Raw genomic sequence first — 11,065 nt, forward strand, 5'->3', positions numbered from 1 at the left:
TTGAAACCGAACACGGGGCGGGCAGCGGGGTGTCATGCGGCGGCCTTTGCGGACGCAAGCTTTTGATATTTTTCGCGCCCGCGCTCGAAGCGCCGCAGATCAGCCTCGGCGACCTTCCGCACTTCGGGGTCGTCGCTCAGGGCGCGCGCTTTGGCGAGTTTCTCGCGGTACGCCTGCCACGAACGACCCGTGTGCGGATATCGTCCGACTGCGGCGGCAATAAGCTCAATGTTGAGCTTGGAGTCGAGGTCATACTTGACGACCAATGCTTCCAACTCGGCGCGAAGTGCCGGGTCGAGTGTTTCAGGATTTGGCACAGGCAAGAGCGAAAAGCCGAGGACACCTAGCCAAGCATCCGCAGTATTCAGGCCCGGAGTCGTGCTCGTGCGGGTAGCCTTCAAGGTGCAGGTCTGCACGCCGGAGCAGTACTCCATTTCCATATGGGTCACGCCCTGCTCGCGCATTTTGGTATAGATGAACTTCGCCACCGGATGGGCACGTTCGGGCACGGTAATTCGTGACGGACGCTTACTTCGCTTCGGCTCGTTCCAACGTTTTTGTTCCATGCCGAATAGAGTAGGGTTTTCTATTCTTTCAGTCGGGACGGTTTCAATCGTTATGCCGTGTGACTTTCTATTCGGTCTCTTCGCGTTCGGCCTGAAAACAAGGACCCAAGTTCAAAATTTTTTGTAATTTTTTTTCAAAGAGATTTCCGAATCTTGCTTTGATGGAAACAAGTTTGATATTTCCGATGTATCTAAACGGGGAATGCGCATTGTCCGAACCCGCGTGCGGCACCGCCGTGGGAGGACCCACGCTTTCTATGTAGGTTTTGCGGCGGGCGTGGGGTGGACATGCCGTCGCCGCTATGGTTCGTTTCGTAATCGAAACTCTGGGGATCATTGATGTTTCTGCTAGCGCTCGCCGCATCAACAGCGAACATCGCTGATTGCGTTAAGGCCGTCCACACCCGCACCGATATCAAAACGCAATGCGCTGCCGCCCACGATCCTGAGGGCCTGTGGAACGGCAACATTGAACCGCCACCCTGCAGGGAGGCCAAGACGCTCGGCCGAGCCTTTGACAACTGGCCAGATGGCATCCCGCGCGACGTCGCAATGCGGCAGTTCGACGAGGCCGCGAAGCTCTGCGTAGATTATCGCGAGTCCGAATTACCCGGAACGGCCGTCGATCGACTTTGGAATTAGGAGGGGATTATGCGGAAACGATGGATATTGGGCGGTGGCGCCTTGGCTCTAGCATTCGCCGTTGCCTATTTGGGGTCACCATTTTTGGCAATTCGCGACCTTAAGGCGGCGGCGCTGTCTGGCGAGGCTGATCGAATTGAGAAAAAAGTAGATTTTCCCGCCGTTCGCGAGAGTTTCAAATCTCAAGCCAATGCTGCGATGATCGCTAATATGAAAAATGATCCTGAGATGGCGGATAATCCGTTCGCAGGGCTCGGAATAATGCTGGCTCCCGTCATCGTCGACAAGATGGTCGACGCCTATGTGACGCCGGATGGATTAGCAGCGATCATAAAAAATGGTCGGCTTGCGGAGCCCGGCGCTGAGTCCGACAAACGGGCCGAGAATATCGAATATAGCTCACACTATACTGACCTCGATCGGTTCCGCGTCGATATTCGCTCCAAGGAGGTAGAAAAAACACCGGTTGGGCTATTGTTTGAGCGACGGGGACTGTTTTCGTGGAAGCTTGTGCGACTATATTTGCCAATAGACGAGTTGACCAATGAGCCCGCGAGTTAATCCGTCTGCGCTTTCTGATATTCAATTGATGCCTTCAAGCCAGCCGCGTGCGTCCGCAGCGGCATCGCCAGCGCCGCCGGCACTCAGTTCGGCGGGCCATTTCGAGCCCGTACGAAAAGCGGTGTGATCGCGCCCTTGGGAGGTCCCAAAACCTTTTTGACCTTTTTGACCCAAGGGGCCTGTAAAGGGACGGGGACACACGGAATTAAACCGTGCATGAAGGGGGGTCCCTAGTACAAAAAGGTCATAAAGTATTTTTAGTAGAAAACTCTAGGATTCCTGCGGCTTTCAGGTCCGACTTTTTGCTCGGAACGCCGGGTCAAAAAGGGGTCATAAAGGGTCAGAAAGTCTGTTACCCGGCCGACCTTTTTGACCTTTTTGACTCCCTTTATGACCCACCCGGGAGTCAAAAAGTCCGCGTATTCCGGGCAAGAAAATGGGCCGGCAAAGCCGACCCCCTTTCTTCCAACTCGCTGCTCCGTTCAGGCGACGAAAAAATATCGTTCCGACGGTCTACCGGCGCCCGTTCGACGCTCATGGCGAACACGGCCGGAAGCCTTGAGGTCATCGAGAATCTGCCCCCGCAGCCGGGTGTCGATGCCCTTGGCCTTCGCCCCGATGCGGCTCGGAACGATGCCTTTGTCGCCGGCCGTCTTGATCAGCCCTAGAATTTTGTTGAATGCCGCCGCGCGTTCATTGTCGGCGATGCGATCGGCACTCTCGCGGATCAACGTAGCCGCCGACAGGCGGGCCAGACGATACGCCCATTCGAGTATTGGGCCAGTGATAATTGGTGAGGCGGGATCGCAGCCCACGGCGACGACGAGGGCGAGCTTGAGGGCATGTTCCCGGACGCGGTTGAGGAACGGAAGCGCCTCGTTGCTTACGTCATTTTCCGCCTCGTCCAATTCGATGGTGCGTTCATCGTCGATCGCCTCGGCGTCGGCATCCAACGGCACCGTAATCGGGCGAGGCGCTTGACCCGACGTGGTCGCCAGATTGCCGAGCGGGTTTGCATCGGCCAGACGACGAACGGCATCGATCAAGGCTGATGGCGTCTCGTGCGGGAGCATCTGCGGCTTTACGCGAGCGGGCTTGGGTCCCGACACGTCGAGCAAAATCAGACGGGCAAGCAGGCCGTCAGACGCTGAGATTGATGAAAGGGATGACCAGAAGGCGTCTGGCGTGCTCGTGCCGCTCACCGACAGGTTGGGAGCAAAAACCTTGCTAGCCGCCTCGCCGGCATACTCCGCGCCCGCGAAGAAGGTGCCAGCCGCCGAAAACATTTCGAGCAGATCGTATCGGATCATGACGTTATGGAGACCCGCACGTCGATCGTGGATTTGGGACATGAAGCCGCCAAATTCATCGATATAGCAGCCAACGGATGGCTCGCGGGTGACAAGCTTACGAAGGGCGCTAGCGGACATCATCCGAGCCGGGCCGACGTATTTGTCGAGCCCGGCCGCCGTGGCCAGCGCCTTGACGCGCCCGAGGGCGTGGTCCTTGCCATGCCCCGACGGAGCGAGCGTCACGATGTAGTTATTGGTGCGCAGATTACTTGGCGTCGCGAATTTGCGTCCGGCGAGCGTGCCGACGAAGGTGAGTGCTGCGCCGAGCAGAAGCGCGCGGTTCGGGCGATCGGAGGAAGCCGCCATCCAGTCGACGATTTCGCCGACGAGTCCGGGCGGCGTGCAGAGATTGGCGATCCGATCCGATGACGTGAAGCTCGGATCGTCCTGCTCGGGTTCGTCCGGTGCCGGCGGCATGTTCGCCGGGTCTCGCCAATTCGCGGGATCGGCGAGGTCGAGCCCTACGTGCGCGCCGTCGGTGGTTGCCAATTTCAATTTTGCCATCTCGTCCTCAATGTATCCTTCCGCTTCATCTTCCGCCCGCATCGCCGCAAGAAATTTATGCGCGAACTCGATCCGGCGGCGGTGGGCGGGGGTGAGAGTGCGGACGGGTGATGCACCTGCGGTCACGAGCCACGCTGCATCGATATCGTTGTCGCGCAACAGGGCGGCGGCGTGGTCGTCACCCTTGCCCGCAGCGGCTTTCGCGGCTTCGCGGGTAACGCCGTAGGAGTCCGGCATGGCAAGCGCATCCGCGACGGCGTCGATCGAGGAAGCGCTTGCGAGTAGGGCACGGGCGCGTTCGACCGCTTCATCGTGCGCCGCCGCTTCAACTGCAGTGACCCATCCAACGTGATAACCGCGAAGCGCCCATTCGGCATCTTGAAGGGCGCGCTCGCGATCGTCGATCGTCACAAACTCAGCGGCCAGATCGACCAGTTCGGCTGGTTCGATCAGGGTTGACCAATCGCCATCCTTTGCAGCTGTATCGCGCGCGCCCCGTTGGATCAGAGACTCAAGAACGTCGGCACGCGCCCACTTGTCGTCGGCATCGAAGCCGTAATCGCGCTCGGCGTCGAATTGGTCGGCCATCGCATTGCGGGCGCGATCACGCTGGCCGGCCCGGTATGCGTCATTAATCGCGGCCTCGGCAATGCGGCTGGCGCGAATGCCAGCAGGGCCGGTAGACCACGCGCCTGATTCGAATGCGTCGGTGCTATCGGAGAATGGGCGAGCGTGCCGACCGGCTTCGAATGCGGAATCGCGGAGTCGAGAAAATCGGCGCGGAGCGTAGTTATTAAAAGCGTCCCCAATAGGAACGCGACTTTCCGTAAGAAAACTCAACGTTGTAACTCCAGACTGCCATTACACGTCTCCATTCGTGAAAATGGTTTGCCGTTTAAATCGGCGTTGGCGCGCCGATGACGAAAGATTTAGGCGGCGGTGACTTACGAGGTCGCCGCCGCTTTTTCACAGATATTGAAAATTCGCGCAGCGAATGCTTCGCCAGTTGGCATCGGGTCGTCGTCCGGCCAAGCTATGTGGTGAGTGCGGCCGTCACGGCGAGCGACCGCCGCTATGCCGGGAGCCGAGCGTCGAAGGCGGTGCTCGCGGCGATGATCCAAGAAGAATTCGCGATCCGTTTCCGGCGTCGGATGCGCGAGGATGCGGTCGAGGACGTTCACAGCGGACGCCCCCGCATATCCACGAGTTTGACAGCGTCAACGAAGCGCTCCGGCCGGATTCCCGGCTCTCGGCTTTCGGCGTGGATGATATCTTCAACCTCGCGCTCGATCAGGTCGTCGCGAATTACAACCTCGCCTTGTTCGTTGTACGCGTGGCGCGAGCCGTACCGCCGGCCATCGGCGTCGAAATAGGCGATGACTTTTTGCGTGATCGCAGGCCGCGTCCTACCGGCCGGGGTGCGGAGTTTGGTTTCCGCGTCGACGATGAAAGGCAGATCGCCCCGGCGAATGTTGAAATTATCGACGCGAGCCCGATAGGCGGCGTCTTCGTCGATCATCGCCCGGAGTTTGACCATTGCGTCTGTAATGGCTCGAATGCGCTTTGCGGCTGCTCCGTCGGTTTCCACGACCAGCTTTTTATGCTCGGCAGCGAGGGCGTCGCGCTCGGCGCGCACTTCCTGTTCGGCAACCGCCCCCCGCCAATGGGCGACGACGGATTCGGCAACCTCCAGCTCATCGGAAAGTTTGGCCTCGATGGCGCGCCAATCTTTAATTGCTGCGGCGTCGCCCGGGTCGGCGGGAACCTTTCGATGGGCTTCAAGTTCGGCGTGGGCTTGTGCTTCGGCGGCTTCTGCGGCGGCAAGGGCAGTGCGGGCGCGATCGAGGATCGGGGTGAATATGCTCATGCGCCGGCTCCTGCGAGAAGCTCGGCAGCGCGCACGGCGGCGGGGCCGAAGATGGTGCGGCGGGGCGAGATGCGGAAGCCAGGTGGGATCGCGCCCGTGCGCTCCCAATTAAACACCGTCATTCGCGTCACGCCAACGTGCCGGGCGAGTTCGGAACGGGACATAAATCGTACCTTCGTAAAGTTGAACACGAAGGCGACTCTGCCAGCTTTTACGAAAAGTGGGGGGGCGGTTCCAATAACGCCCAACTTTAGTAGGAATTAACCGTGCGCTAAATCCGTCCACAGGCGCCCAGATCAGTCCAGTTGAACGCCACCTACCCCTCACCGGCTCGCGGCCACGCGGCTGGCAAGCCAATCCGCCACCTCGGCGTCGAGCCAACCGACCGACCCGGCGGACAACGCGGTGCTATTCCCGGCCTTGATTACACCCGATTTGTCCCAAGCGCAGCCGCGACTCGAGCCGCCTGCTCGGGGGTGAGGGGCTGGCCAGCCGTCAATGCCGCGACAATTTCGTCAGCGTCATCCGCAGGCCCTCCCCCAGCAACCGCCTCGCCCGCCAGATAACCCGCCCATTCGCTCATCATAGGCCGGCGCAACTCGGCCAACTCGCCTCGGGCATAGGCGCGCCGCGCCTTGCTCCCCACTATGTGCGCCAGCGCTTCCTCGCTTAGATCGTCGGCATATTTGCCCCGCGCCCACTGCTTGAACGACGAACGGAAGCCATGAACGGTGATCTTGCGGGCGCCGTCATAGCCCATGCGGCGTAGCAGCATGGACATGGCCATATTGGAACGGGCCGCACCGTCGATCGCAAAAACGAGGTCGGTTGGCTTTGGCTCGGACGGCCGGACGCGCGCTAGCAAGGCGATAGCGGCGTCAGACAACGGCACTTCATGCTCGACGCCAGCCTTCATCCTGTCCGGTGGCACAACCCACAGTTTGCGCTTGCGGTCGATTTCGCCCCACGTGGCGCCCAATGCTTCGCCCGATCGAGCGGCGGTCAAGATGAGAAACTCTAAACACCGGGCCGCGAGCGCTGGGCGCTTTCGCAATGCGACCATGAAATCCGGAGCGTCGCGGTAATCCAGCGCCGCGTGGTGGCCGCGAGTCAGCTTTTTCTTTTTCGGCAGTATCTCCGAAAGATGCCCCTTCCAGATTGCGGGGTTGATCGCGTCGCGCGACCGAAGCCCATTCGCCATGGCGCCTGCAAGTATGCGCTCGATCCGTCCGCGCACCCGGTCGGCGGTTTCGGGCTTTGTTGTCCAGATTGGTTCCAGAACGGCGCGCACGTCATCGGTGCCGATTTCGGCGATAGGCATAGCCATAAGGGCCGCAGCATGAGCGCGGAGGCTGTGGCGCCACTGTTGCCGGTGAACTTCGTTGCGCCACCCCACTTCCTTTCCGGCAATATACGTCTCGGCGAAGTCGCCAAATGTGACGATACGCGGCCCTTCCTCGACGTTCGGCGCGATCACGGCGCGAGGGTCGCGCCCCGTCGCAACCGCCTCGCGCATCTCCGCCGCCAGCCGCCTCGCGGTTGCCAGCGATACGTCGACAGCGGCGCCCAGCCCGATCTCGGTCCGCTTGCCGCGTCCGGTCGTCATGAAAACCCATGACCGGGCGCCTTTCGGGGTAATGCGCAGATAGAGCCCGCCGCCGTCCGCATGACGACCGGACGCCCTCAGCGATGCGACTTGGCGGACGGTGAGACGGTTGATCGCGCGGGCCATGAGTAAATCCAAGGCTGAGGACAACCCATTCATGCCCACTTTGATGCCCACTTGCAACTTGGCTTTATCTGAACCAATTTGGACGAACGTTCGAAGTAGAATGGCGGCTTTATTCCATATATGGCTGTGATTTCATTGTTTTATGGGTTGAGATCGACGAAAAACTGCGGTGGAAGAAATGGAGGTTCTACGGACACCTCTTCCGCCAATCCTGCCAAATTGCCCGCTGTGAGCGCGGCGGCGAGCCCTATATACCGATATGCTCGGTAAAGACTCCAGCAATACCAGCTATCGTTGAACCGACAGCGGTAAAAATCAGCATCGAATTAAGGGACAGTTCGGCTCCAAACGCCGCATTGATTATGGCGATGATAGGGAAAATGAAAAATCCGAGGATGAAAAAGAGCAGCCCGCGCCTTTGGTTAAAGTCGAATGCCTTGGCCTTGGGGGCAGGCGGATCGCGAAGTGTCCAAATTGCCCAAAGGGCTAATAATAGGATAGGGAGCCAAACGTAGACAGGCCAAGATTGGTTCTTGTCCAGCACCCATGCTTTTAAGATGCCTGCCGTGCAAACAATGGCAATCGCCACATAGGCTAGAGTGTTTTTATTTATCATGACCGGACATCACTCGCAGTCACCTACCTAAGTCAACACCGAACAGCGTCCCACGCCACGCCCGAAGGTGCAGGGCGCTGGCAGCATCAAGGCGGAAGGAGTGTCGCCTACCCCTGCTGCTGCGGATGTTCGATTAACGAGGGACCGTCCGCTGGTCCTCGGCGCAGGCAGCCGAACAAAGCCCCGCGAACCCTATGCTCGCACCGGCATGGCACCGTCAGCGAGCATGTGCGCTCCACGTCCCGTTCGCTTCCCAGCGGCGCAGGCACGCGACCAGCGCAACATGTCGTCGGGAGCAAGCGCCCCGCTCTCCATTCCGGCCCGAACCGCACCGGCGCAAGCGCGCGCGGTTCCGGCTCAGCCCCCGGCCATCACCCGTGCTCGGCGCTGGGGTGGTAGCGCTTGACGCGGTGCAGCGTGTTCCGGTCGGTGTGGTGCATCTCTTCACCCGTCGCGGCGAGCTTGAGCAGCAGGTCCGACGTATAGCCCAGCGTGCCATCGTCATGGACCGTGAAGCTGCTCTTGAAATCGCGAATTTCCGCGCGTTCCAGCAGATATTTGTTCTGTAATATGCCGTAATGCGCCGCGCCGGGCTGCGCGTCGAAGGTCAACACCTTGTCGTGCGGTCCGGCGCTGCTGCCGGCGAGGATCGCGATGCCGCGCCCGAACACCACCGATCGCATCACCTCGCCATGTGCCTTGTCCCACAACAGAAAGCCGACCTCGTCGTGGAACGGGTCCATCGCTTCCTCGCCATGGCGCCACGCGGTCATGGTGTAGTGAAGTCCCCACAGCACCTGCTGCCCGTTTTCCTGGACCGGGATCGGCTTGAAGCACGCTTTCTCGAAATAGGTCGTCTCGGTCGTCCAGTCGTCCTTGTTGTGATACGACAGATCGACCCCGGCATCGCCTTCCCACTCACCGACAAATGGCGTCAGCGGCCCCAGCTTTCTCGAATAGGAAATGGCGCTCGACATGGTGGTCCCCCTCCTGTTGTTGAGGGGACATGGTAGGTCATCGCGCGAACGCGGGCCAATCGAGCCTTTTTACCGGCCTGATCGACGTAGGCGTTCGTAAGGGTCGCCGCGAGCGCCTCGGTCAGTCGGACGTCGCTGTCGATCGTTTGGGAATGAGCGTGCGCACCGCGCCGATCACGGGCTTCACCTGCGCGGCGATGATGTTGCGATGGGGATTGTCGCCACCCAGCCCGGTCGCGGGGAATTCATCCTTGCCGGGGCGGTGATAGGTGCCGAACACGATATCGAAAATCGGCAGGAAATCGGCGAAATTCTTGTTGTGGTGCGCCGGATCGACCGAGTGATGGATGCGGTGGACCTGCGGCGTCATGATCACCGGGTGCAGCCAGCGCAGCCGGAACCGGACGCTCGAATGATAGAACATCGATACGCTGACCATCGCAAAGACGACGATCACGCCCATATTGGCAGCCGCGGCGACGTTGAGCTTGAGCACCAGCCCGAGCGTGAAGGTCGGAAAGATCGTGCGCCACGCCGATTGCAGAAAATGGTCGCGGCCAAAGGTGCCCGCGTTCATCCGCTCCTCGCTGTGGTGCAGCTTGTGGAACTCCCACAGGAACGGCACTTTATGTTCGAGCCGGTGCGACCAGTAAAACCACAAATCGTGCAAGACGAACGCCGCGATCCCGATCACCACGACGCGGAGCGCTTCCCCCACGACGGGCACCGATCGCAGCAGATCGAACGACAGCGCGTAAGGCGTGAGCCCGAGCGCCTCCTGCACATAGCGCCCGCCCATGCCCGAGAGCATGCCGATCGGGATCACCAGCGCGAGCGTCGAGAAGATGATCGCCGCGTTGAGCAGATAATCACGCGGCCGGGGCCGCTCTCTCGCGGGCCAGATCTGTTCGAGCAGGATGAAGGGGATCAGCAGCAGGTGGAACTTGACCATCATCGGCAAGGTGTTGCGAAATGCCGTTACCGCTGTTTCGAAAAATTCCATTGGCCCCTCCCCTCTACAATCGGCTGCGGCGCCGTTATCACGGTCAATATGAACTGCAATCCCATATTATGTTGATTTACGCGCGCAACGCCCCCATCTCGCAGCGCGTGAGGCCACGTCCTCCCCCCTTTCGCGGGTTGAAGTCCGGGACGGCCCGGCACCTTTGACACAGGAGGTTGCCGTGGCGTGGATCGTCCTCATCATTGCCGGGCTGTTCGAAATCGTCTGGGCGTTTGCGATGAAGCAGTCGCACGGCTTCACGCGGCTATGGCCAACGCTGGCCACCGCGGGCGCGATGGCGCTCAGCGTCGGGATGCTCGCCTGGTCGATGCGCTCGCTGCCGCTCGGTACGGCCTATACGATGTGGACCGGGATCGGCGCGGTGGGCGCCTTCGTGGTCGGCGTTGCCGTCCTCGGCGAATCGGCCAGCCTGCTGCGCGTGCTGGCGGCGATGCTCATCATCTCGGGGCTGCTGCTGATGAAGGTGGCGAGTCCCGGTTAGGGCGCGCCCGTCCCTCATTGCAACCGCAGCGTCGCGTCGAGATCGACCAGCGTATCGAATGCGGCCTGGGTCAGCGGGTGATGAAATTCGCAGCCGGCGATGAAATCCGCGGCCCAGGCGATATCGGCGGCGACTTCGCCGATGTGCGGCAGCGTGAGCCAGATCGTCGTGCCGGGCTTTATCGCCGAATAGGTCTCGAGCCGGGCGCCGTGGCGTGACAGATCGACGACCCGGCACAGCGCGCGGCCCAACCCGTCGCGCGTAACGCGCACGTCCAGCGCAACGGCCGCGCGCGTGCTGCGACGACGGCCGGGCACGTCCGCGGGTTCGATTTCGGCAGCCAGCATGGGCCTTCCCTCTTGCGAACGAGGGAAAGCCTATGCCGGCTGTGGATAATGAAGTGTTAAAGCCGCCGCCTTGGCGCAGCGCTTATTTGCGGGCGAGCGAAAGCCCACCGAAACGCTTGTTGAAGCGCGCGACCTGGCCGCCCGAATCGACGAGACGCTGGTTGCCGCCGGTCCAGGCCGGGTGCGACAGCGGATCGATGTCGAGCGTCATCGTATCGCCTTCGCTGCCCCAGGTGGAGCGCGTCTCGAACACGGTGCCGTCGGTCATCTGCACCTTGATCATATGATAGTCGGGGTGCGTATCTTTCTTCACGAACAATCTCCTTGTGCGGGCTGGTTTCCGACCAGTCCTGGGAAGCGCGGGCCTCTACACGGCCCGTAGTGGTTGAGCAAGTC

At 60.8% G+C, this 11,065-nt stretch carries 13 protein-coding genes; 3 read left to right on the forward strand and 10 right to left on the reverse strand.

The window, feature by feature from the left end; translation table 11 throughout:
- Nucleotides 1-32: 32 nt before the first annotated feature.
- The gene (locus NFE57_RS10660) at nucleotides 33-566 is read right to left on the reverse strand and encodes a hypothetical protein (protein WP_252135559.1); all 534 of its coding nucleotides are present in this window, start codon (nucleotides 564-566) and stop codon (nucleotides 33-35) included.
- 339 nt (nucleotides 567-905) lie between these two features.
- Between NFE57_RS10660 and NFE57_RS10665 the strand changes: the two genes are divergently transcribed.
- The gene (locus NFE57_RS10665; protein WP_252135560.1) at nucleotides 906-1,208 is read left to right on the forward strand and encodes a hypothetical protein; all 303 of its coding nucleotides are present in this window, start codon (nucleotides 906-908) and stop codon (nucleotides 1,206-1,208) included.
- 9 nt (nucleotides 1,209-1,217) lie between these two features.
- The gene (locus NFE57_RS10670) at nucleotides 1,218-1,769 is read left to right on the forward strand and encodes a DUF2939 domain-containing protein (protein ID WP_252135561.1); all 552 of its coding nucleotides are present in this window, start codon (nucleotides 1,218-1,220) and stop codon (nucleotides 1,767-1,769) included.
- A gap of 482 nt (nucleotides 1,770-2,251) precedes the next feature.
- Here the strand turns inward: NFE57_RS10670 and NFE57_RS10675 are convergent, their stop codons facing one another.
- The 7 genes from NFE57_RS10675 to NFE57_RS10705 form a co-directional block, all read right to left on the reverse strand.
- Nucleotides 2,252-4,465 carry a YfjI family protein gene (locus tag NFE57_RS10675; RefSeq protein WP_252135562.1) on the reverse strand — a complete coding sequence of 738 codons (2,214 nt, stop codon included), beginning with the start codon at nucleotides 4,463-4,465 and terminating at the stop codon, nucleotides 2,252-2,254.
- 104 nt (nucleotides 4,466-4,569) lie between these two features.
- Nucleotides 4,570-4,806: a hypothetical protein gene (locus NFE57_RS10680; RefSeq protein WP_252135563.1), complete on the reverse strand. Its 237-nt coding sequence runs from the start codon at nucleotides 4,804-4,806 to the stop codon at nucleotides 4,570-4,572.
- On the reverse strand, nucleotides 4,803-5,492 hold the full coding sequence (locus tag NFE57_RS10685; protein WP_252135564.1) for a hypothetical protein: 690 nt from the start codon (nucleotides 5,490-5,492) through the stop codon (nucleotides 4,803-4,805). The genes NFE57_RS10680 and NFE57_RS10685 overlap by 4 nt, the downstream gene beginning before the upstream one ends.
- A 424-nt stretch (nucleotides 5,493-5,916) precedes the next feature.
- A complete protein-coding gene (locus NFE57_RS10690; protein WP_252135565.1) occupies nucleotides 5,917-7,224 on the reverse strand; it encodes a tyrosine-type recombinase/integrase in 1,308 nt (435 codons plus the stop codon).
- 247 nt (nucleotides 7,225-7,471) lie between these two features.
- A complete protein-coding gene (locus NFE57_RS10695) occupies nucleotides 7,472-7,840 on the reverse strand; it encodes a hypothetical protein (protein ID WP_252135566.1) in 369 nt (122 codons plus the stop codon).
- Nucleotides 7,841-8,211: 371 nt separating this feature from the next.
- Nucleotides 8,212-8,817: a heme-binding beta-barrel domain-containing protein gene (locus NFE57_RS10700; RefSeq protein WP_252135567.1), complete on the reverse strand. Its 606-nt coding sequence runs from the start codon at nucleotides 8,815-8,817 to the stop codon at nucleotides 8,212-8,214.
- A gap of 121 nt (nucleotides 8,818-8,938) precedes the next feature.
- Nucleotides 8,939-9,820 carry a sterol desaturase family protein gene (locus tag NFE57_RS10705; RefSeq protein ID WP_252135568.1) on the reverse strand — a complete coding sequence of 294 codons (882 nt, stop codon included), beginning with the start codon at nucleotides 9,818-9,820 and terminating at the stop codon, nucleotides 8,939-8,941.
- A 181-nt stretch (nucleotides 9,821-10,001) separates the two neighbouring features.
- Between NFE57_RS10705 and sugE the strand changes: the two genes are divergently transcribed.
- Entirely contained in the window at nucleotides 10,002-10,322 is a 321-nt protein-coding gene (gene sugE / locus NFE57_RS10710) for a quaternary ammonium compound efflux SMR transporter SugE (protein ID WP_252135569.1), read from the forward strand.
- Nucleotides 10,323-10,336: 14 nt separating this feature from the next.
- Here sugE and NFE57_RS10715 read toward each other — a convergent pair whose 3' ends face one another.
- Nucleotides 10,337-10,669: a PilZ domain-containing protein gene (locus NFE57_RS10715; protein WP_252135570.1), complete on the reverse strand. Its 333-nt coding sequence runs from the start codon at nucleotides 10,667-10,669 to the stop codon at nucleotides 10,337-10,339.
- An 82-nt stretch (nucleotides 10,670-10,751) separates the two neighbouring features.
- On the reverse strand, nucleotides 10,752-10,982 hold the full coding sequence (gene rpmE, locus NFE57_RS10720) for a 50S ribosomal protein L31 (RefSeq protein WP_252135571.1): 231 nt from the start codon (nucleotides 10,980-10,982) through the stop codon (nucleotides 10,752-10,754).
- Nucleotides 10,983-11,065 lie beyond the last annotated feature (83 nt).

This window comes from Hephaestia sp. MAHUQ-44 (genome assembly GCF_023806085.1).
Lineage (GTDB): Bacteria > Pseudomonadota > Alphaproteobacteria > Sphingomonadales > Sphingomonadaceae > Sphingomonas.